The following is a 21281-nucleotide window of genomic DNA, read 5'->3' on the forward strand; positions in this document are numbered from 1 at the left end:
GTCGGCGGTAGGGTTGCGGCATGGCTCGACCGTCGCGCGTGGCGCTTGCTCTGGGAAGTGGCGGCGCTCGCGGATACGCGCACATCGGGGTGATCGCCGAACTCGAGGCACGTGGCTTCGAGATCGTCACGGTCGCCGGATCGTCCATGGGCGCGCTGGTCGGGGGCCTGTACTGTGCGGGCAAACTCGACGACTACGTCGACTGGATCTCGGGACTGTCGCAGCTCGACGTGGTACGGCTGCTCGACGTCTCACTCACCAAACCCGGCGTCATCGGAGCCGAACGCATTCTCACCCGTGTGCGGGAGATCCTCGGCGACACCGTGATCGAGGATCTGCCGATCCCGTTCACCGCCATCGCGACCGACCTGTTCGCGGGTCGCGCCGTGTGGTTCCAGCGCGGCAATCTCGCCGACGCCCTGCGTGCATCGATCGCGATCCCCGGCGTGATCAGCCCGCATGAGCACAAGGGACGGCTCCTCGCCGACGGCGGCATCCTCGACCCGGTGCCCGTCGCACCGACCTCGGGCGTCCCCAGCGATGTGACGATCGGCGTGATCATCGGCTCCGACGGCGGGCCCGAGACGGGTGCCAGCCGGCAGTCCAAGACGAAAGGCCTGCTCCGACGCAACGTCGCGCCGATCCTCGACAACGAGTTCGTGCGCTCGGTCCGTGACCGCTTCGGTTCGGAGGCCGGTGACGTGGCGGGGACCGAGGGGGCCGACGAGATCGCCCCCGCTGCCACCTCCGACGAGGAGGGAGCTGTCGTGGTCGACACCGGCGCACTGTCACCGGACGCCGCCGGCGAGCCCGGCCGGATGGGTCGCGTCGAGGTGCTCAGCCGGTCGCTCGACATCATGCAGGAGGCGTTGACCCGCTATCAGGTGGCCGGTTATCCGCCCGACGTCCTGATCCGGGTGCCCCGTCGTGCGGTGCGGACCCTGGACTTCCACAAGGCCGCCGAGATGATCGACATCGGCCGTGAACTCACCGCCAAGGCCCTCGACGACCTGCCCGAGATGCCATGAGGCAGATCCCTCGCGGCATCTGGGTGCTGCTGTCGGCCAACGTCGTCATCGCACTCGGCTACGGGTTCATCGCGCCCGCCCTCCCGAGTTTCGCTCGCGCCTTCAACGTCTCGTTCACCGCGGCCACCGCGGTGGTCTCGGCCTTCGCCGTCATGCGGCTGCTGTTCGCGCCGACGGGCGGACGACTCGTGTCGGTGTTCGGCGAACGGCGAATCTATCTGACCGGACTCCTCATCGTCGCCGCGAGCACGCTGGCTTGTGCCTTCGCGCAGACGTATTGGCAGTTGCTGGTGTTCCGCGGCCTGGGCGGCATCGGATCGACGATGTTCAGCATCTCCGCGATGGCCCTGCTGATCCGGATGGCGCCCAGCGACATTCGCGGGCGGGTGTCGGGCTTCTTCTCCGCGGGTTTCCTGATCGGCAGCATCACCGGACCGCTGATCGGCGCGGCCCTGGTGGGTTTCGGCCTGCGCGTGCCGTTCGTCGTGTACGCGGTCGCGCTTCTGGTCGCGTCCGCGGTCGTGGCCACCCAGCTGCGCGAGGTGATCGCCCCCGACCAGGCCGAGGGGCCGACGGCCGGACTCATCGGCTTCCGGACGGCCTTGCGCGACAGTGCCTACCGGGCCATCCTCGCGTCGAACTTCACGCAGGGCTGGGCGTCGATGGGTGTGCGGGTCGCGGTGGTTCCGTTGTTCATCACCGAGGGACTCGGTGCAGGCGCCGGTATGGCCGGGATCGTGCTGGCGATCTATGCCGCGGGCAACGTGCTCGCGATCCTCATCGCCGGTCGCCTGTCCGATCGGTTCGGCCGTCGGCCGATCATGCTGCCGGGTCTGACGATCACCGTCGTCGCCACCATCGCACTGGGATTCTCGCCCAACGTCCCCGTCGCGCTCGCACTGTCGGTGCTCGCCGGTGTCGGTTCCGGTCTGTTCGCGCCGACTCATCAGGCGGCCCTCGCCGACGTCCTCGGCAATCGTCAGCAGGGCGGATCGGCGCTCGCGGCGTACGGGATGTCCTCGGACCTCGGTGCGGTGACCGGGCCGGTCATCGTCGGATTCGTGGCCGATCGGGTCGGCTTCGGTCCCGCGTTCGTGCTGACCGGTGTGGTCGCGGCGATCGCCCTGGTCGCGTGGCTGTTCGCCCGGGAGACCGCGCCTGCGGTCGTCGGTCAGGGTCCGGCGTTACGGTTGAGCGATGACGCGTGAGGGGCAGCAGGACACCGCGGGCGAGTGGGATTACGCTCTGGGGGCGAACTCGGAGGTCGGCACCCTGCGCGCGGTGATGCTGCACCGCCCTGGTGACGAACTGCGGCGCCTCACCCCGCGCAACAGCGATCAACTCCTGTTCGACGGCCTGCCCTGGGTCGACCGTGCGCAGGAGGAACACGACGCCTTCGCCGAGGTGCTGCGCGATCGCGGTGTCGACGTCTACCTGCTCGGCGACCTGCTGACCGAGACGATCGCACACAGCGGGGCCGCCCGCATCCAGGGGATCGCGGCCGCGGTCAGTGCGCGACGTCTGGGATCTCATCTCGCCGAGGATCTCGCGAGGCACCTGCGGGGACTCGCGCCCGCGGAACTGGCCGACGTCCTGATGGCCGGTATGACGTTCGACGAACTGCCGATCACGCCGTCGGCGGAGCGGTCGTCGCTGGTCCGCCGGATGCATCACGGCCCCGAGTTCGCCATCGAGCCGCTGCCGAACCTGCTGTTCACCCGCGACAGTTCGTTCTGGATCGGGTCGCGCTTCGCGATCACCTCTCTCGCGCTGCCCGCGCGAGCGCGAGAGACGTCTCTGACCGATCTGATCTACGCCCATCACCCCCGTTTCACCGGTGCCCGACGCGCCTACGAGTCGCAGGTCGCGCCGGTCGAGGGCGGCGACGTATTGCTCCTCGCGCCGGGTGTCGTCGCCGTCGGGGTCGGCGAGCGCACCACGCCGGCCGGGGCGGAAGCGCTGGCGCGCAGCCTCTTCGACGACCATCTCGCCCACACCGTGCTCGCCGTGCCCATCGAGCAGGCGCGGGCGTTCATGCATCTCGACACCGTCTGCACCATGGTCGACACCGATGCGGTGGTGATGTACCCCAACATCCGCGACCACATGTCGGCGTTCACCCTGTCCCACGACGCGGCCACCGACGCCGTTCACGTGACGGGGGAACGGCCTTTCGTCGAGGCGGCGGCCGAGGCCATGGGGATCGGCAAACTCCGCGTCATCGACACCGGTCTCGACCCGGTGACCGCCGAGCGCGAGCAGTGGGATGACGGCAACAACACGCTCGCGTTGTCCCCGGGAGTCGTCGTGTCCTACAACCGGAACGTGGAAACCAATCGCCGCCTGCGTGATTCGGGGATCGAGGTGATCGAGATCGAAGGCCGCGAACTCGGCTCGGGTCGCGGTGGGCCCCGGTGCATGTCGTGCCCGCTGGCGCGTGATCTGTTGTGAGGGGACGACAATGACCACATCGCTGCTGGCCCATCTGACCGTCGACCCGGCATCGGACCGGCCACCGTTCGAGCAGGTGCGGCTGCGTATCGTCGAGCTGATCGCCGACGGCACGCTGCTCACCGGTGAACGCCTGCCGACCGTCCGGGCCCTCGCCGCGCACCTGGACCTCGCCCCCAACACCGTGGCCAAGACGTATCGCGAACTCGAGGCGGCCGGCGTGATCGAGACGCGCGGACGCTCGGGTTCCTTCGTCAAGGCGGGGCGCCACGACGCGCAGGACGCCGGTTTCGCGGCCGCGTCGACGTACGTCGGGACCGCCCGTGAGCTGGGACTCGACGACGACACGATCGTCTCGATGGTCCAGCGGGCGTTGCGCGCGACTTGAACAGACGCGCCGACGTTGCTTTGGTGGGGTAATGACAAGTGAACAGACAGCGACGACTCGTCGCGCGCGAGATGGCCAGCGCCGGCGTGATCGGGGGAGTCGGCCCGGGAGCCCACGGATCGATCCGGTGGTCTTCTCGATCACGGCTGCACTCGTCATCGCGTTCGTCGTGTGGGGCATCGGGGACAAGGACAGCCTCAACTCGACCACCGGTGAGATCCTGAGCTGGATCACCACCAACCTCGGCTGGCTGTTCATCCTCTCCGCAACCGGATTCGTGATCTTCGCGGTGTATCTGGCGGTTTCCAAGTACGGACGAATCCCGTTGGGGCTCACCGGGGAGAAACCTCAGTTCCGTACCATCAGCTGGATCGCGATGATGTTCAGCGCCGGAATGGGAATCGGCCTGATGTTCTTCGGTGCCTATGAACCGCTGTACCACTTCGCAAGTCCGCCACCGGAGATCGATGCCGGCGATGTCCGGACGGCAATGGCGACCACCATGTTCCACTGGGGTTTCCATCCGTGGGCGATGTACGCCGTCGTCGGACTCGCCCTCGCCTACAGCACCTTCCGGCTCGGCCGGACGCAGCTGATGAGCGCGGTGTTCACGCGTCTCCTCGGCCCACGCGTCTCGCACGGTCCCGCGGGCAAGCTCATCGACATCCTGGCCATCTTCGCGACCCTGTTCGGCACCGTCGCCTCATTGGGCTTGGGCGCCTTGCAGATCGGTTCCGGTCTGGACAAGGTCGGCTGGGTCAACGAACCGACCAAGCTCCTGCTGGTCGCGGTCATCGCGATCCTCACCGCAGCGTTCGTGGCCTCCGCGGTGTCGGGTATCGCGCGCGGCATCCAGTGGCTGTCGAACATCAACATGGTGCTCGCCGTGGTGCTCGCGGCCTTCGTGTTCGTCGTCGGACCCACGATCTTCATCCTCAATCTGCTGCCGACGACCCTGGGCGCCTACGCCACCGACCTCACCACCTTCGCGGGCCGTTCGGACGCCACGGTGACCTCCGACGCGGGCCGGCAGTGGCTGGCCGACTGGACCATCTTCTACTGGGCATGGTGGGTGTCGTGGACGCCGTTCGTCGGCATGTTCCTGGCCAAGATCAGCCGGGGCCGGACGATCCGTGAGTTCGTGATCGGCGTCATGGTGGTGCCCACGACCGTGTCGCTGGTCTGGTTCTGCGTGTTCGGCGGCACCGCGATCCGGCAGCAGACCGACGGCGTCCTCGACTTCGACCCGGCCACGGCGGCGAGCGAGGACACCCTCTTCGACGTACTGGCTCACCTGCCGTGGACCGGTGTCGCCTCGGCACTGGTGATGGTGCTCGTCGGGATCTTCTTCGTCTCCGGAGCCGACTCGGCCTCGCTCGTGATGGGCACCCTGTCCCAGCGTGGCGTCGAACATCCCTCGCGCGCGCTGACGGTGTTCTGGGGCGTGCTCACCGGTGTCGTGGCGGCGTTGCTCCTCGCGATCAGCGGTGACGACGCACTCGACGGCATCAAGACGATGGCCATCATCGCCGCCTTGCCGTTCGTCGTGGTGATGATCGGCATGTGCCTGTCGCTCTACCTCGACCTCCGGCGCGACCCGCTGATCGTGTCTCGTCACGTCTTGTCGGCTCAGGTCGATCAGCACGTCCGCGAACAGGCCGTGGCGATCGCCACCGGTGAACTCGAGTCGATCGACGCCGACGCCGTCAAGCACCTGGAGAAGATCGATCCGGGCTACGTCGAGCAGGTCGGTACGGGTGTCGCCCACCCGCTGGGCGAGGCGCACCACGCCGACACCGAGGCGGGCGTCGAGCCCCAGAAGTAGTCGCGCTCAGCCCCAGCTCGGCAGCCAGATCTGCTGCCGCCAGAGTCCCGGCGAGATCGGGGAGGCGGTGAGGATCGGCCACAGCCACACGAAGTTGGTGACCACGAGTGCCACGTAGACGGCGACCACGATGATCGACAGCACCCGGCGCTCGGGTCGGGCGCGGGCCGTGGTCGCCGTCGAGCGCAACAGATCGCCGCAACACAAGGCGAGGCCCATGACGAGGAACGGGGCCAGGGCGGTCGCGTAGAAGAAGTACATCTGGCGGTCGAGGGACAGGAACCACGGCAGGATGCCCGCACCGTAGCCGACGAGCACCGCCGCGTAGCGCCAGTCGCGGCGGACGACCCACGACCACAGACCCCACAGCAACATGGGCAGTGCGAGCCACCACAGGGCGGGCGGTCCGATCAGCATCTGGGCGCGGACGCACTCGCCCCCGCCGCACTGATCGGGGCCGTTCTCGAGTGCGTAGAGCATGGGGCGCAGGCTCATCGGCCAGGTCCACGGCTTTGATTCCCATGGATGGTGATTGCCCGCGGAGTTGGTCAGTCCCGCATGGAACTGGAGAATCCCGGCCTCGTAGTACCAGAGCGACCGCCACGCTCCCGGCACCCAGGCGAAGGTGCCGCCGGTGCCGATCGCATTGCCCTCGGAATAGCGGTAGACCGCGGTCTCGCTGTTGAACCACGGGATGTAGGTCAGGAAGTAGATGACGACCGGCATCACCGCGAGGCTCGCGCCGGCGGGCACGACGTCACGGACGATCGTGCCGATCCCCGGTCGCCGCACGTGGTACGCGCGCCGCGCCGCGACGTCGAAGCCGATCGCGAGGACGGTGAAGAAGATGACGTAGTAGACGCCCGACCACTTGGTTCCGCAGCTGAGTCCGAGCATCACCCCGGCGGTGAAGCGGTACCAGCGGAATCCGAGCCGTGGACCGAACCGGCTGTCGTCCATCCGGCCCTCGAGGTAGACGCGGTACATCCGCTCGCGGACCTGGTCGCGGTCGGCGAGGAGCGCGGCGAAGGCGGCGACGATGAACAGGGTCTGGAAGATGTCGAGCATCCCCATCCGGGACTGCACGAACAGCACCCCGTCACAGATCGCGAACACGCCGGCGACGGCACCGACCAGAGTCGACCGCGTGAGCCGGCGCACCGCGCAGTAGACGAGGACGACGATGAGGACACCGGAGATCGCCGGCGCGACCCGCCAGCCGAGCGGACCGTACCCGAAGGCGGCCTCGGAGGCGGCGAGCATCCACTTGCCGACCGGAGGATGCACCACGAGCCCGTATGCCGGATTGTCCTCGATCGAGTTGCCGCCGGTGAGGACCTGCCATCCCTGCGGCACGTAGTGCTTCTCGTCGAAGACCGGCGTGCCCTTGTCGGTGGGGTGACTCAGGTTCCAGAAGCGGGTGAGGGCGGCGATGAGAGCGGTGACGACACCCACCACCAGGCCGCGACCACGGTCCGGGGCACCGAACAGCGCCGCCGGGACCTCCGGTCCCAGACGACGAGGCGGGACCGCCGCGGGGACCGGGACACCGACGGGCACGGCGGTGTCACGCGCGGCGGTCATGGTCACCCGCTCGATCCTAGTGGGCCCTCGTAAGCTGGCTGACGATGAATGCCGCCCAGCCCGACACACAGTCCACCGACCACCTCCGGTCTGCCGTGCCCGGGACGAGCGGACGGCTGGTGCTGGCCGCCACCCCGATGGGACAGGTGGACGATGCGTCGCCCCGGCTGAGGGCGGCGCTGCAGACGGCCGACATCGTCGCCGCCGAGGACACCCGCCGCACCCGGTCGCTCGCCGCCGCGCTCGGCGTCGAGATCGGCGGACGCGTCGTCAGCTACTACGACCAGGTGGAGGCCGCCCGGACACCGGGCCTCGTCGAGGCGATCGCCGGCGGTGAGACGGTCCTGCTGGTCACCGATGCCGGGATGCCCTCGGTCAGCGACCCCGGCTACCGGATCGTGGTGGCCTGCGCCGAGGCGGGTCTGCCCGTGACGGCATTGCCGGGACCCTCGGCGGTGACGACGGCACTCGCGGTGTCGGCGCTGCCGTCGGAGCGGTTCTGTTTCGAGGGCTTCGCGCCACGCAAGCCGGGTGCCCGTGCGGAATGGCTGCGCGAGCTGATCGCCCAGCCGCGCACCGCCGTCTTCTTCGAGTCGCCGCACCGGCTGGCGGACACGCTCGCCGCGGCGGCCGAGATCCTCGGACCCGATCGGCGCGGCGCGGTGTGCCGGGAGATGACGAAGACCTACGAGGAGGTCCGCCGCGGTGGTCTGGCCGAACTGGCCGAGTGGGCGGCCGGCGGCGTCAAGGGCGAGATCACGGTCGTCATCGCCGGCGCGGTGGCCGCCGAATCCGACATCGACGAACTGGCCGACCGCGCCGAGAAACTGGTGGCGGGCGGGATGCGGCTCAAGGATGCCTGCGCGGAGGTCACGCAGGGTTCGAGTGCCTCGCGACGCGACGTCTACCAGTCGGTTCTCGATAGGCGTCGAGCTGATCCGAGCTGACCCGCAGCTCGACGCGCGGCGCCAGCCGGTAGGGCCGGCTCGAGACGAGCGCGCCGACCACCCGGCGCAGGCGCGACAACTCGGCACGCACGCTCACGGTGTGGTTCTGGTCGCCGAACAGCAACTGGCTCAACTGCTGTGAGGTGAGTCCATGGTCGCCCGCGTCGGCCAGCAGCAACAGGATCTGCGCGTGGCGCCGGGTGAGCACCGTACGCCACGGGTCGTCGTCACCGGTGACCGTGATCGTCGGCTCGCCGTCGAGGTCGAGTTCGGCGATGACCGGACCCGAGGGGCCTGCCGGACGCACGAGCCAGCCCATCCCGAGTCGTTCGACGACGCACATCCCGAGTCCGGGCACGAACTGACGCATGTCCACCGTCGGCGCGGCGACCCGGACCGGCGGCGTGCACCCGCGGCCCTCGGCCACCCAGCCGTCGTCGTCGATGAGTAGACCGGGCCCGTGCAGGCCGGCGAGCTGGGCACGGCCGTAGTAACGGAGGTCGGCGAGGGTGCGCTGATGGGCGAGAGTCACCTCGTGCTCGCTCAGTGCCGCCAGGGCGTTCGTGAACGCCGAAGCCGCGGGCTGCATCTGCATCGCCGGTCCGGCCAGCCCGGCGACCGCGACCATCTCACCCGTGCGCGGATCGTGGACCGGCGTCGCGGTGCAGTACAGCCCGTGCAGGGATCGGCTGTAGTGCTCCGCGCCGAAGACGCGGCTGGGTCGCCGGTGGCGGATCGCCAGGCCCACCGCCGTCGTCGCCGCGGAATCCTCATCCCACCGGCTTCCCTCGACGAGGCCGAGCCGGTTCGCCTCGGGCAGCACCGCGCGCGAGCCGCCACGCCACAGCATCACCCCGTCGGTGTCGAAGATGCCCAGTGCCATCAGCGGGTCGTCGGCCGACTGGGCGAACACCCGCTTGAGAGAGTCCACCGAGTGGCGGAGCGGATGCGCGGACCGGCGGGCTTCGAGCTCGTCGCGGTCGATCCGTCCGCGGTGGTGGTCGTCGAGCGTGGAGGGATTGTCCGCGGCCTTCACCCGGGTCCAGGACTCGGCCACTTCATCCGCGAATCGGGGAGGCGGCGTCGCACCCGACATGATCGCCTCGCGGTCGCGATTGATCTCCCGGGCCAGCTCCGTGAGATCGGTGGTCGTCCGGATGGACAAAGTCATGGGAGAAATATTACCCAAATCGCCAATCAAGTCCGGTATTTGCGATCCTGCAACGTCTGCGTCCGGTCGCCGGCAACGATGCTGGCAGCCTTGTCGAGACACTCCTGCCACTCGTCGTCCGGGACGGAATCAATGGTGATTCCGCCACCGACACCGAGTGCGATGCCGCCGTCCGGAGCGATCTCGACCGTGCGGATCGCGACGTTGAGATCGAGGGCGCGGTCGGGTCCGGCGACGCCGATCGCGCCGCAGTAGACGCCCCGGGCGCTGCTCTCCCAGTCGGCGAGCAGCTCCATCGCACGCAGCTTGGGCGTACCGGTGACCGATGCGGGCGGGAAGGTGGCGTCGAGCACCTCGGCGTTGCCGGTGCCGGGCCGCACGATCGCCTCGACACGCGAGACCAGGTGCCAGACGCCGGGCGCGGGCACCACCGACAGCAGTTCGGGCACCCGGACGCTGCCGGTGACGGCGATCCGTCCCAGGTCGTTGCGGACGAGGTCGACGATCATGATGTTCTCCGCGATGTCCTTCGCGGAGGCGGACAGGGCGTCGGGGTCGGCGTGCGCAGGCAGGGTCCCCTTGATCGGCGAGGAACTGATGATGTTCCCGGTGCGCCGCAGGAAGGTCTCCGGTGACAGGCTGGCGACCGTACCCCAATCACCCTGGAGGAAAGCCGCTTTCGCGGGGGTGGTGGCACCGGCGAGGTCGGCGAAGAAGTCCACCGGCCGACCCGACAACGTGCCGGTGAACCGCGTGCACACGCATGCCTGATACACCTCGCCGGCGCGGATCGCGTCGAGACAGCGATCGATCGCGGCCAGATGCGGTTCGCGCGCCGGCGGTGTCCAGTCGGTCGTCGTCGGCTTCCCCTCACCGGGATGCGGGGCGTCGAGTACGGCGTACGCCCAGTCGGGGAGGCCGGTGCCGAGGGTCGACCACACGCCGTTCCGCAGGACGAGGACGCCGTCGGTGAGACCCCCGGCGGTCGACGGCAGCGACGCCTCCTCGGCGCGCACGGGGAATCCGAGGTAGCCGAACCAGAAGCGGTCGGGGTCGTCGGGCGGGGTGCAGCCCGGGACGACCTCGATTGTCGGAGCGATCACCGCGTCGGTGTCCAGCCAGTCGCCGATCAGCGCTGCGGGCGGTGGGAGTCCCCGGGTGCGGGTCTCGGCATGGAGAGCCCGGAGCGCATCGAGCGCGGACGCGGCCATGTGCGGCGAGGGCGGGTCAGTTCTCGTACCGCGGGAACACCGGCGACGGTTTGGGCAGTGCGACGCCCGGTGCCAGCCGGGTGGTGACGACGCTGAACTGGCGGTCGTCGCCGACGGCGAGCAGATCGAGGATCTTGTTCGACGACTCCGGCATCACCGGCTGGCTCAGCACCGCGACGATGCGGACCACCTCGGCGCACACATAGAGCACGGTGCCGGTGCGGTCGAGGTCGGTCTTCGCGAGCTTCCACGGTTCCTGCGACGAGATGTACCGATTGGTCTCGGCCAGCGTCGACCACAGCGCCTCGAGTCCGAGGTGGATGGCCTGGTTGTCGAAGTGCTCGCGGACGGTCTCGAGCAGCGAGTCGGCCCGGTCGAGCAGCGCGCGGTCGGTGTCGGTGAGTTCACCGGTCGCCGGCACCACACCGTCGAAGTACTTGCCGATCATCGACAGGGTGCGCTGGGCGAGGTTGCCGAACTCGTTGGAGAGGTCGGCGTTGATGCGCGACACGATCGCCTCGGCGGAGTACGACCCGTCCTGGCCGTAGGACACCTCGCGCAGGAAGAAGTAGCGCACCGGGTCGAGACCGAACTCGTCGATCAGGTTCTCCGGGTCGACGACGTTGCCGACCGACTTGGACATCTTCTCGCCCTTGTTGAACAGGAAGCCGTGCGCGAAGACCCGCTTGGGCAGCTCGACGCCCGCGCTCATCAGGAAGGCGGGCCAGTACACGCAGTGGAACCGGATGATGTCCTTGCCGATGATGTGCAGGTCGGCGGGCCAGAACCGCTCGAAGGTCGCCGGATCGTCGGGAAACCCGACTCCGGTCAGGTAGTTGGTCAGCGCGTCGACCCACACGTACATGACGTGTTCGGGGTGGCCGGGGACCTGGACGCCCCAGTCGAAGGTCGTCCGCGACACCGACAGGTCGGTGAGCCCGCCCTTGACGAAGCTGATGACCTCGTTGCGCCGCGCGTCGGGACCGATGAAGTCGGGCTGTGCCTCGTACAGCTCGAGGAGCTTGTCCTGGTAGGCCGACAGCCGGAAGAAGTACGTCTCCTCCTCGGTCCAGGTCACCACGTGACCGGTGTCGGAGGCGACGCGCTCGCCGGCGTCGTTGACCTCGGTGTCGGCCTCGGCGTAGAACGTCTCGTCACGGACGTCGTACCAGCCGGAGTACTTGTCGAGATAGATGTCGCCGCGGTCGCTCATCCGCTTCCACAGCTCTTCCGACGCCCGCTTGTGATCGGCGTCGGAGGTGCGGATGAAACGGTCGAAGCTGGAGCCGAGGCGTTCCTGCAGCGACTGGAACCGGTCGGAGTTCCGGTTGGCGAGTTCGGCGGTGGGGATGCCCTCGGCCAGCGCGGTCTGCTGCATCTTCTGGCCGTGGACGTCGGTGCCGGTGAGGAACCGGACGTCGAAACCGTCGAGGCGCTTGAACCGTGCGAGGGCATCGGCGGAGATGTACTCGTAGGCGTGCCCGATGTGCGGTGCGCCGTTGGGATAAGCGATCGCGGTGGTGAGGTAGTACGGGCGCCCCGCACCGTACGAGGTGCCGTCCTCGGCCGTGCCGGACAGATCAGGGCTGGTCAGATCGGGTGCCATAGTGCTCCACAGAGTACCGACCGGCGGCCGGTGACAGCCAATCGCGGGTCGGCGCCGATCAGGGGGATCGTAACGATCCGATGGCCCGCGCGGTGCGCGCGACCGTCTCGTCGGCGTCGTCCCCCAGGTCGGTCAAGGCCTTCGACGCCGCGTCGCCGGCAATCTCGGCCAACGCCTGGACCAGCCGCAGCCGGACCGACGGGTCCGGGTCGCCGCCGAGACGATCGACGAGCAGGCCGACGATCCGGTCGTCGTCCGCATACGTCGCAAGGGTCTCGGCCGCCTCGACGTCGCGGTCCCCGGCGGCGACGAGTTCGATGAGGACGTCCACCGCGGCGTCGACCCCCCGACGGCCGAGGGCGCGGGCGACCGTGCGCCGGACCTCGGGATCGGGGTCCGTCAGCGCCCCCTCCAGCACGGCGGTCGCCCGGGCGTCCTCGATCGAGGCGAGGGCGGTGATTGCGCGGCGCCGGATCGTCGGATCGTGGTCGGCCACCCGCGCGGCGAGCTGGTCGAGCGCACCCGATGTCTGCGCGAGTGCCCAGCGGAGGGCGCCGGCCGTGTTGGGATCGGATTCGGCCAGCAGCGCGTCCGTCAGGGCCTCGGCGGACAGTCCGGCGTCGCCCGCCCGCAACGCCGCCCGCTGGCGGTGGGCGGCGTACTCGGAATGCACCGCGCGCAGCAGACCGACCACATCGAGTACCGCCGACCAGTCGTCGGCGTCGGCGGCCTCGATCTGCCGCAGCCGATCCAGTAGCCGGGCGTCGGCGGCCATCCGGTCCTCCGTGTCCTGGATCATCCGCTCCAGGAGCGCATCCGGCGCGAAGCCGGGATCGTCGAGTGCACGGCCGACGTCGCGCAACGACAATCCCAGCGACCGGAGACTCTCCACATGGAGGAGGCGTTCGATGTCGGCGTCGGAGTACTCGCGGTAACCACCTGTGGTCCGGCCCGTCGGCCGCACGAGGCCGAGGGTGTCGTAGTGGCGCAGCATCCGGGTGCTCACACCCGAACGCCGCGCCACCTCGCCGATCAGCACGGCGGACCCGAATCATGAACCGGTACACCGGTGTTCGCCAACCGTGTGGCCATTTCGAGCTCATACGCGAAGTCGCTGTCCGGATCGTCGAGGAGCCGCGCGGTGGCGGCGGCATGCGCGCGGACCCGTGGATCCCGATGTCGACGAGCCGAGGCGAGTGCGTCGAGCGATATCTCGCCCAGAGCGGCGAGCGCACGACTCAGGCTGCGCTGCACCTCGATTCCGCGGCGACCGAGTTCACCGGCCAACTCGACCGAGAGTCCCACCTCCTCGTCCGCCGGGACGAGGACCACCGCGGCGCGCCACGCGGCCCGTGCGACGTCGGGATCGGCGTCGTGCAGCAGTTCGACGGTGATGGCCGGCCACGCCGTCCGATCGCCGATCTTCGACAGCGTGTGCAGCGCCTGGGCACGCGCCTGCGGTGACGCCGAGACCAGCTCACCGATCAGGCGCGGTACCGTCAGCGCCGCCGGAAGTCTGGTCAGCGCCCAGGTCAGCATGTCCCGGACGAAGAAATCCGGTTCGGTGCCGCAGCGTGCGACGAGGTCGTCGACGAGGCGCGGGTCGGGTTCGGTACCCGCCGCCATCGCCGCCCGCAGCCGCGTCGAGGCCTCGGGGGAGTGCAGCGCGGTGGACAGGGCGCTACGGGTGGGGTCGCTGAGTGCGTGCTCGGTTGTCATCGTCGGCACCTCCTACCCCCGCATTGCAGTCCTTGACACAGTGTGAAGGTCAAGCGGTGGACGCGCCGGGCCCGATCAGATCTCGCGTCGGTAGGGCTCGCAGCCCGGAGGCGCCTTGGGTGGCTCGCGGTAGTGGAAGTCGGGGATCTTCATGGTCACCGGCGCCGAGGTGAGCGTGAACTTCTCGCCGTGGTGTGCCAGGTCGATCGGCGGACCCGACAGCAACCGGTAGGTGGTGCTCTCCTTGTCCACCGCGACCACGATCTTCGACTCCCGCACGATCATGCGGAACGACAGGTAGGTCAACCGCCTCGGCAGTCGCGGCGCGAAGGTGATCTGCCCGCCGAAGTCGCGCATGCCGCCGAAACCGGCCACGCAGTCCGTCCACGCCCCGGCGAGCGCAGCGATGTGCAGGCCGCTGTTGACGTTGTTGTGCAGGTCGTGCAGATCGGTGAACACCGACTCGGCGAGCAGGTCGTAGGCGAGGTCGAGGTAACCGACCTCGGCGGCGGTGACCGCCTCACAGCATGCCGACAGCGACGAGTCGCGCACGGTGATGGGGTAGTAGTAGTCGAAGTTGCGGAGCTTCTGTTCGGCGGTGAACGAGTCGCCGAACAGGTAGGTCGCGTACACCAGATCGGCCTGCTTCACGACCTGTTTGCGGTAGAGGTCGTAGTACGGATAGTTCAGCAACAGTGGGTAGCGGCCGACCGAGGACTCGAAATCCCACGCGCTGAGAAGCGTGAAGGACTCGCACTGCTGGTGCACCCCCAGCGCCTCGTCGTAGGGGATCGACATGTCGTCCGCGCACGACTCCCAGTGCGCCGCTTCGGCTGTGGTCACCCCGAACTGCTCGGCGAGATCGGGTCGACGGTGCACCGCCGCCACCGCGTCGCGCAGGTTCTGCTGTGCCGCGAGGTTGGTGAAGACGTTGTTGTTGACCACGGCCGTGTACTCGTCGGGCCCGGTCACGCCGTCGATGCGGAACTTCCCGTTGACATCGTGATGGCCGAGGCCGGCGAACAGCCGGGCGGTTTCGACGAGAAGTTCGACGCCACACTCGGTCTCGAACTGTTCGTCGCCGGTCGCGCGCAGGTACCGGGCGGTGGCGTTGGCGATGTCGGCCGACACGTGCACGCCCGCCGTGCCCGCGGGCCAGTAGCCCGAGCACTCGTCGCCGTTGATCGAGCGCCACGGGAACATGGCGCCGCGCTGCCCGAGTTCCGCGGCGCGGGCCTTGGCCTTGTCCATGGTGGCATGGCGCCAGCGGAGTTCCTCCCCGGCCGCCGCGGGCACCGTGTAGGTGAGCATCGGGAGGATGAAACTCTCGGTGTCCCAGAAGGTGTGGCCGTCGTATCCGGGACCGGTGAGTCCCTTGGCCGGGATCGCGCGTGACTGTCCGCGGGCGCCGGCCTGCAGGACGTGGAACAGCGCGAACCGGACCGCCTGCTGGAGTTCGGGATCGCCGTCGAGCTCGATGTCCGCGTCGCGCCAGAAGTCCTCGAGGTATCGGACCTGGTCGGCCTTGAGGGAGTCCCAGCCGGTCTCCATCGCCATCGCCAGCGCGGCGTCGACCTGCGCACGCAACGCCGGGACCGAGCGTCGGGCCGACCAGCCGTACCCCATGTACTTGGTGAGGGTCAGGCTCTTGCCCTTCGGCACATTCGCCGCGATGGTCAGGCGGGCGAGGTCGCCGTCGGCGCGGATGAAGGTGTCGGCCTTGTCCGGGAAGTAGATCTCGTGATCCATGCCGGCCGCGATGTGCAGACCCGACTGCCTGGTGTGGTGGACCAGCATGCCCCAGTAGTTGCGGCAGGTCGCGAGATCCGACACCAGCGGGGCGTCGAGCGCGGCCGCGAGACGCGGGTCGTTGCCCGGGGCCGGGACCGGCTCGTTGGCCAGCAGATCGGACTGGAGAACGAGTTTCATGTCCTCGTCAACGGGCTCCACCTCATAGCGGATGGCTGCGATGGTGCGCTTGGTGAACGAGACGAAACGCTCGGACTTGATCCGCACGGTGCGGCCCGTCGGCGACGTCCACAGGGTGTGCCGGCGCAGCGTGCCGGTACGGAAGTCCAGCGTCCGCTCGTGCTCTTCGGTACGCCCGTACCGAAGATCCATCGGCTCGTCCTCGACGAGCAAACGGATGATCTTGCCGTCGGTCACGTTCACGACCGTCTGGCCGGACTCCGGGTAGCCGTAGCCGCTCTCGGCGTAGGGCAGGCCGCGCAACTCGTAGAAGCCGTTGAGGTAGGTGCCCGGGTGATCGACCGGCTCACCTTCCTCGAAGGTTCCGCGTAAGCCGATGTGCCCGTTGGACAACGCGAACAACGTCTCGGTGCGGCCGAGCATGTCGAGATCGACTCCGCCGCTCCACTTCAGCTGCCACGGGTGGATCTCGAACCCGTGTCCTTGATCCGGGTTCATGCGGGCAGCAATTCGTCGAGATCGTTGACGACGATGTCGGCGCCGGCGGCACGCATCGCCTCGGCCTGGACTCCGCCGACGCGGTCGATGCCGACGACGTAGCCGAACTCGCCTGCGCTAGCGGCCTGTACGCCCGAGATGGCGTCCTCGAAAACCGCGGCAGCGGCCGGCTCGACGCCCATCAGCTCGGCTCCCAGGAGATAGGAGTCGGGAGCCGGTTTGCCGTTGAGTCCACGCGCGGCGATCTCGAGACCGTCGACGCGAACCTCGACGAATCCCGACAGGTCGGCTGCATCGAGCACCGGTCCTCCATTCTTCGACGACGTGACGACTGCGATGCGGAGGCCCGCCTCACGTGCCGCGGTGAGGTACCGCACCGAGCCGGGATAGGCATGCCCACCCTCCTCGGCGAGGCTGACCAGGAACATGTCGTTCTTGCGACTGCCGATCGCGGTCACGGTCGCCGGGTCCACATCGGTGATCCCGCGCGAGGCGAGGAATGCCCGCACGCCGTCCTCACGGGGACGCCCGTCGACATAGTCGAGGTAGTCCTGGTCGGTGAACTCCACGAACCCGGGGGCATCGACGCCGCCGGCGCGTTCGGCGAGGAAGGCGTCAAAGGTTCTCTTCCATGCCTTGCGGTGGAGCTCCGCGGTCTCGGTGAGGACCCCGTCGAGATCGAAGAGCGCGACAGAGATCACTTCTGGCAATCCCAACACGATGCGCAACGCTACCCGTCCGAGTCGGGGAAGGCGCGACGAAGCGCGATAGCGCGCGTCACGCAGAGCTGGCCGTGCGGGCTTCCTCGGTGGGCGACTGCTCGTCGTCCCAGAAACCGATGGATTCCAGCTGGTCGATCAGGCGGTCACGAGCGTCGTCGAACGCCGCGACGATCTCGGACTTGATGCCCACGGTGTCGCCCTTGCGCAACAGCTCGATGAGTCGCCGGTGGCTGGTCGCGGCCTCCCGGCCCCACCCGGGGTCGTTCGAATACAGCTGCAGCGGGTTGTACTTGCTGGCCGAGTACTGGAACCAGGCCAGCTTCTTGCTCTCGGCCATGAGGTGCACCTTGCGGTGGAAGGCGAACTCCGCGGAGAGCACGCGGTCGGCGCGTCCCGACTCGACCGCGGTCTCGAGATCGTCGACGATCGCGCCCAGCTCATCCAGCTGTTCGGCCAGGTCGGGGTTCTCGGCGGCATGACTGGCCAGACGTGCGGAGAGTTCGGCCTGCATCCAGAAGATGTCGACGATGTCACCGCGGGTCAGCGTCTCCACGATGAATCCCCGGTGCAGGGCCTGTTTCACGAGTCCCTCGCCGCGGAGTGTCGCGAGTGCCTCGCGCACAGGCGTCACGCTGCAACCGAGGGCCGACGCCGTCTCGTCGAGCCGGACGAACTCGCCCGGCCGCAGGACACCGGTCATGATGCGCGTGCGCAGGTAGTCGGCCACCTCGACGGCCAGCTGGGTCCTGTGGAGAGGTCCGGGGGTCATCGGTCGTTCCGTCCGTTGGTGTGGGGGTCCGTCACCGCGGTCCGCCTGAGTCGGGTGGCGCGGCGTATGCGCTGTCGTCTGCCGTGTCGGCGTCGGATCGGTCCGGGGCAGAGACCCTGCCGCAGGCGGACCGTGGGCACCGTCCGGCGGAAACGATGCTCGTGGCCGGCGGACCATTCGACTCCGTAGATCGACCTTAACCGTTCACCGGCCATTCCCCACGTCAGCAGGCGGATGCGGGGGAGGTGTCGGACGTACCGCCAGGGCATCGAATAGGTTGCGAACACCTGCGCGGCGACGTCGCCTGCGGTGACGTGTTCCGGATCGTCCGACGTCGACCGCGGCAGGGTCGCCGGGTAGTCCCCTTCGACGAAGTCGAGGTCCTTGTTCACCTCGCGGACGAGATCACGCACGCTGTCCTCGTCGCCGGCGACCGCGGTCCGCAGGTAGTTCACGGTTCCCGACCAGCGGCCCGCGCCGCGGACCCCGTACACGCCGCTCTCGACCTCGGTCGGGGCCACCCCCGCGTGGGCCAGCTGCATCAGCGCCGCGCGGGGCCACATCAGATAGATCACCGGCTCGTCGAGGACCCGCGCGAGGTCCGGACGTGAACGTCGCGAGATCAGATGATCGCCTTGTCGTGTTTCATCCGGCGTCGCAGGTCCCGCATCAGCATGCGACTGCCACCGAACCGGATCGACTTGGGCAGGAACTTGTTGACCACCGAGACGAAGGTGAACAGGTGCTGGAAGCGCCGACGGTCGTCCTCGGTCCATTCCAGGCCGAGCTGGTCGCGGTAGATCGGCGGCAGCGACCCGATGGTGAGAAAGCGCAGGAGACTCACGAACGGCAGTCGGATCAGCGGGTTGATCATCTTGAGGTCGACGAGATCGTTGAGGAAGTCGCAGGTGGTGTCGTCGATGACGATGCGCTGGCACGCGAGGTTCCAGTACCGGTCGAAGTCCTTGCGCGTCGCCGGCCACATGTCATCGGGTACCTGCAGCGTCGTGCCGAGGGTCTTGGACGACTGGTAGAACTCCTCTGCCTCGTCTTCGGTCATCTGGCCGTGGAGCAGTAGGTGCATGTCCTCGATACCCACGAACAGGCATGCGGCCACCCACATCTGGAGTTCCCGGTTGAACGCGTTGTACTTGACCGGGCTGTTCGCGTCGGACTTCACGTGGCGATGAGCCGAGTTGACCGTTTCCCGGAACGCGGCCTTCTCCTCGTCGGTGCCGAGGATCGCGACCGCGAGGTACTGGCCGGTGGTGCGGGCCCGCTTCCACGGATGCTTGGTCAGCGCGCCGGATTCGACCTTGCTCTCCATGACGCCGTAGGCGACCTCGGGCCAGCCCAGTTGCATGACGACGTTCGCGGCACCGCCGGCGAACGACCAGAAGTCGATGGCCTCCTGGATGCGCGCTGGTTTGCGCAGGCTGGTCGCGCGCCGCTTGCGGGTGGTGATGTGGATGCGGGTGCGCCGGGTCGTCAGTTCCGGCTCGGTGTCCTCGATCGACGGTAGGTAGCTCGCGGCCATGGTGGTCACTCCTCGGATCGGTGTGGGTTCACTTCGTCTCGACGTTGTCGACCAGCCAGCGATCGCCGGAACGATCGAGCGTCACCACCATCCGGTACGGCTGGGTCTTGCCGTCCGGGGAGACGACGTTGCGTGCCTTCTGGTCGGCGAACAGGATCACCGTCGCGGAGGAGCCGTCGATCTTCTCGACGGCCGCGTGCGACACCTCGGCGGTGGACTCACCCTTGCCGTCGGTGACGATCTGACTGAGGGCGGTGACCATCTCGCTGTACTTGGCGGCGAAGTCGTCGGTCGACATCGCGGTGATCGCGTCCCGATTCTTGTTCAGATCGCGGTAGTCGAAGCTGGACAGTTTGATCGCGTAGTCCTTGGCGGTGTCGATCGCCTCGGCGCTCGCCTCGGGCGAGGTGGCCGAGGAATCGGTTGTCGCGTACTGGTAACCGAAGAACCCGGCGAGGGCGGTCGCACCCAGCAGCAGCGACGCGAGTACACCGGTGACGATCGTGCCCCGGCCGGCCGGCTTCCGGGTCAGGGGAGCAGTGCGCGCAGCGGATGCGGTTCCGGTCGAGGAGACGTCCGCGGTCCCGTCGGCATCCGCGGCGGCGGTTCCCGCCGCTGCGGTTCGAGTCGTTGTGTCAGTTGCCATTTCGTGCCCTTTCCAGAAGTTCGTGCCACCACTGCAGCAGCTCCACGCCGTTCGGGATGAGTAGTGGATCGGCGACGGCCGGTGGTCCGGAGACACCGCCGGGGGATGTCCAGGTGCTCGTGCCCAGGTCGTTCGGCCGTGGGGCGTTCACCGCGCCGCGTTGTCCGTAGCCGTTGCCCGCCGGGCAGAAGCGCGCGAGATTCGGTGCCGGGGTGTTGAGATCGCCGACCGGGTAGCGGGGCTGGTCGTAGAACATACAGACGGGTCCCTGGGTGCCGATGAGCGCGAAGTCGGCGCGCCCGTTCTTCACGATCGAACGCAGGTCCAGCAGACCCTGGGGGATCGTCTCCAGGCCGACGGCGAGTGACTGGTCGCGGTCGGAGATGATCGGTTCCACCACCGCGAGATTCGCCATCACACCGCCGAAGGTGCCGCGGTACTTGTCGAACAGCGCCTGTGTGCGGGTCAGCGATTCGGGTGACTTGTCGAGCAGGTAGACGAACACCGGCTGGTTGGCGTCGAGCTGGTCGGTGAATGTCGCGGCGCTGCGCATGCCGGCCTCGAAGGCCGTGGTGGTGTCGTTCATCGCGGACAGCACCTGTAGCCATTCGTCGAAGAGTCCCTGCAGGATCGGTGCATTGCGGTTGACCAGCCCGGCGAGCGCGGTTCCGTTCGACACGATCCCGGCCAGGGCCTTCTCGTCGTGGTCGAAGGCCGCGTAGAACTCGTTGCCCAGCGTGGTGAGGTTGCCGCTGCCGATGCTGCGGAGCACCGACGCGGCGTCGCCGATGATGGCGTCCATCTGCTTGGGCTGTTTGTCGGCCGGCGCGGCGATCGTGTCACCGGACTCGAGATACGGGGGATTGTTGTCGGGCGGGATGATGTCGACGCTCTGGATGCCGGCCATCGAGGCCATCGTGACCTGCATGAAAGAGTCGGCGGGGATGCGGGTGTCCCCGCGCACGACCAGTTCGATGTCCGCGGCGCCACCGGCCGGATCGAGTTCGACGGAACGCACGGTGCCGATGTCGACGCCGCGGAGCGTGACGCCCGTGCCCGAGCTGAGCCCGAACGCGTCGTCCATCCTGGCCGTCAGGACGATCTTGTCGCCGAATCCCTCTGGCCCGGCGATGAAGTTGATGCCGTAGGGGATCACGATCGCCGAGAGGGCGAGGAAGATCAGGAACTGCAGCATCCCAGTGCGCGCCTGTGGCATCCGAACGCGGGGCATCCGAAGGCGCCGGGTCTTC

Annotated in this window: 19 protein-coding genes; 6 read left to right on the top strand and 13 right to left on the bottom strand. The window is 68.4% G+C overall.

From position 1 onward, the window contains the following. Nucleotides 1–20 precede the first annotated feature (20 nt). Genes GAA2_RS06825 through GAA2_RS06845 form a run of 5 tightly spaced genes read left to right on the top strand, consistent with a single transcriptional unit; the run spans nt 21 to nt 5692 of the window. Nucleotides 21–1028 (top strand): patatin-like phospholipase family protein, encoded by a 1008-nt coding sequence (locus GAA2_RS06825; protein ID WP_006437098.1) that lies wholly within the window; start codon nt 21–23, stop codon nt 1026–1028. Next, nucleotides 1025–2236 (top strand): MFS transporter, encoded by a 1212-nt coding sequence (locus tag GAA2_RS06830; RefSeq protein WP_159405164.1) that lies wholly within the window; start codon nt 1025–1027, stop codon nt 2234–2236. Before GAA2_RS06825 ends, GAA2_RS06830 begins: the two co-directional genes overlap by 4 nt. Beyond that, nucleotides 2226–3479 carry an arginine deiminase gene (gene arcA, locus GAA2_RS06835; protein ID WP_159405163.1) on the top strand — a complete coding sequence of 418 codons (1254 nt, stop codon included), beginning with the start codon at nt 2226–2228 and terminating at the stop codon, nt 3477–3479. The genes GAA2_RS06830 and arcA overlap by 11 nt, the downstream gene beginning before the upstream one ends. Nucleotides 3480–3489: 10 nt before the next feature. Beyond that, nucleotides 3490–3867, top strand: a complete 378-nt coding sequence (locus GAA2_RS06840; RefSeq protein ID WP_006437095.1) for a GntR family transcriptional regulator — start codon at nt 3490–3492, stop codon at nt 3865–3867. Nucleotides 3868–3898: 31 nt separating this feature from the next. Next, a complete protein-coding gene (locus tag GAA2_RS06845; protein ID WP_159405162.1) occupies nt 3899–5692 on the top strand; it encodes a BCCT family transporter in 1794 nt (597 codons plus the stop codon). A gap of 6 nt (nt 5693–5698) precedes the next feature. Here the strand turns inward: GAA2_RS06845 and GAA2_RS06850 are convergent, their stop codons facing one another. Continuing rightward, nucleotides 5699–7282, bottom strand: coding sequence for a dolichyl-phosphate-mannose--protein mannosyltransferase (locus tag GAA2_RS06850; RefSeq protein ID WP_191834842.1), 1584 nt, complete (start codon nt 7280–7282; stop codon nt 5699–5701). A gap of 38 nt (nt 7283–7320) precedes the next feature. On the opposite strand from GAA2_RS06850, the gene rsmI reads away from it, so the two are divergent. Continuing rightward, nucleotides 7321–8223, top strand: a complete 903-nt coding sequence (gene rsmI / locus GAA2_RS06855) for a 16S rRNA (cytidine(1402)-2'-O)-methyltransferase (RefSeq protein WP_096273523.1) — start codon at nt 7321–7323, stop codon at nt 8221–8223. Here rsmI and GAA2_RS06860 read toward each other — a convergent pair. The 12 genes from GAA2_RS06860 to GAA2_RS06915 form a co-directional block, all read right to left on the bottom strand. Then, complete coding sequence (locus GAA2_RS06860) at nt 8147–9394, bottom strand: helix-turn-helix domain-containing protein (RefSeq protein WP_096273525.1); 1248 nt, start codon at nt 9392–9394, stop codon at nt 8147–8149. The two genes, rsmI and GAA2_RS06860, sit on opposite strands and share 77 nt — an antisense overlap. Before the next feature lie 26 nt (nt 9395–9420). After that, nucleotides 9421–10605: an aminodeoxychorismate synthase component I gene (locus GAA2_RS06865; protein WP_096273527.1), complete on the bottom strand. Its 1185-nt coding sequence runs from the start codon at nt 10603–10605 to the stop codon at nt 9421–9423. A 16-nt stretch (nt 10606–10621) separates the two neighbouring features. After that, nucleotides 10622–12211 carry a methionine--tRNA ligase gene (metG, locus tag GAA2_RS06870; RefSeq protein WP_096273529.1) on the bottom strand — a complete coding sequence of 530 codons (1590 nt, stop codon included), beginning with the start codon at nt 12209–12211 and terminating at the stop codon, nt 10622–10624. 58 nt (nt 12212–12269) lie between these two features. Then, nucleotides 12270–13250: a HEAT repeat domain-containing protein gene (locus tag GAA2_RS06875; RefSeq protein WP_006437088.1), complete on the bottom strand. Its 981-nt coding sequence runs from the start codon at nt 13248–13250 to the stop codon at nt 12270–12272. Further along, nucleotides 13244–13930, bottom strand: coding sequence for a HEAT repeat domain-containing protein (locus tag GAA2_RS06880; RefSeq protein ID WP_096273531.1), 687 nt, complete (start codon nt 13928–13930; stop codon nt 13244–13246). Before GAA2_RS06880 ends, GAA2_RS06875 begins: the two co-directional genes overlap by 7 nt. 75 nt (nt 13931–14005) lie before the next feature. Then, nucleotides 14006–16357 (bottom strand): glycoside hydrolase family 65 protein, encoded by a 2352-nt coding sequence (locus GAA2_RS06885; RefSeq protein WP_006437086.1) that lies wholly within the window; start codon nt 16355–16357, stop codon nt 14006–14008. After that, nucleotides 16354–17076: an HAD family hydrolase gene (locus GAA2_RS06890; protein WP_024497880.1), complete on the bottom strand. Its 723-nt coding sequence runs from the start codon at nt 17074–17076 to the stop codon at nt 16354–16356. The genes GAA2_RS06885 and GAA2_RS06890 overlap by 4 nt, the downstream gene beginning before the upstream one ends. A gap of 58 nt (nt 17077–17134) precedes the next feature. Beyond that, nucleotides 17135–17848, bottom strand: coding sequence for a GntR family transcriptional regulator (locus GAA2_RS06895; protein WP_006437084.1), 714 nt, complete (start codon nt 17846–17848; stop codon nt 17135–17137). Continuing rightward, nucleotides 17845–18474 carry an oxygenase MpaB family protein gene (locus GAA2_RS06900; RefSeq protein WP_332108820.1) on the bottom strand — a complete coding sequence of 210 codons (630 nt, stop codon included), beginning with the start codon at nt 18472–18474 and terminating at the stop codon, nt 17845–17847. The genes GAA2_RS06895 and GAA2_RS06900 overlap by 4 nt, the downstream gene beginning before the upstream one ends. Next, on the bottom strand, nt 18471–19385 hold the full coding sequence (locus GAA2_RS06905; RefSeq protein ID WP_024497878.1) for an oxygenase MpaB family protein: 915 nt from the start codon (nt 19383–19385) through the stop codon (nt 18471–18473). The genes GAA2_RS06900 and GAA2_RS06905 overlap by 4 nt, the downstream gene beginning before the upstream one ends. Nucleotides 19386–19413: 28 nt before the next feature. After that, nucleotides 19414–20031 carry a hypothetical protein gene (locus GAA2_RS06910; protein WP_006437081.1) on the bottom strand — a complete coding sequence of 206 codons (618 nt, stop codon included), beginning with the start codon at nt 20029–20031 and terminating at the stop codon, nt 19414–19416. Then, nucleotides 20021–21262 carry an MlaD family protein gene (locus tag GAA2_RS06915; protein ID WP_157228319.1) on the bottom strand — a complete coding sequence of 414 codons (1242 nt, stop codon included), beginning with the start codon at nt 21260–21262 and terminating at the stop codon, nt 20021–20023. The genes GAA2_RS06910 and GAA2_RS06915 overlap by 11 nt, the downstream gene beginning before the upstream one ends. Between the last annotated feature and the right edge of the window lie 19 nt (nt 21263–21281).

The organism is Gordonia ajococcus (assembly GCF_012974285.1).
In the GTDB taxonomy this organism is placed as follows: domain Bacteria; phylum Actinomycetota; class Actinomycetes; order Mycobacteriales; family Mycobacteriaceae; genus Gordonia; species Gordonia amicalis.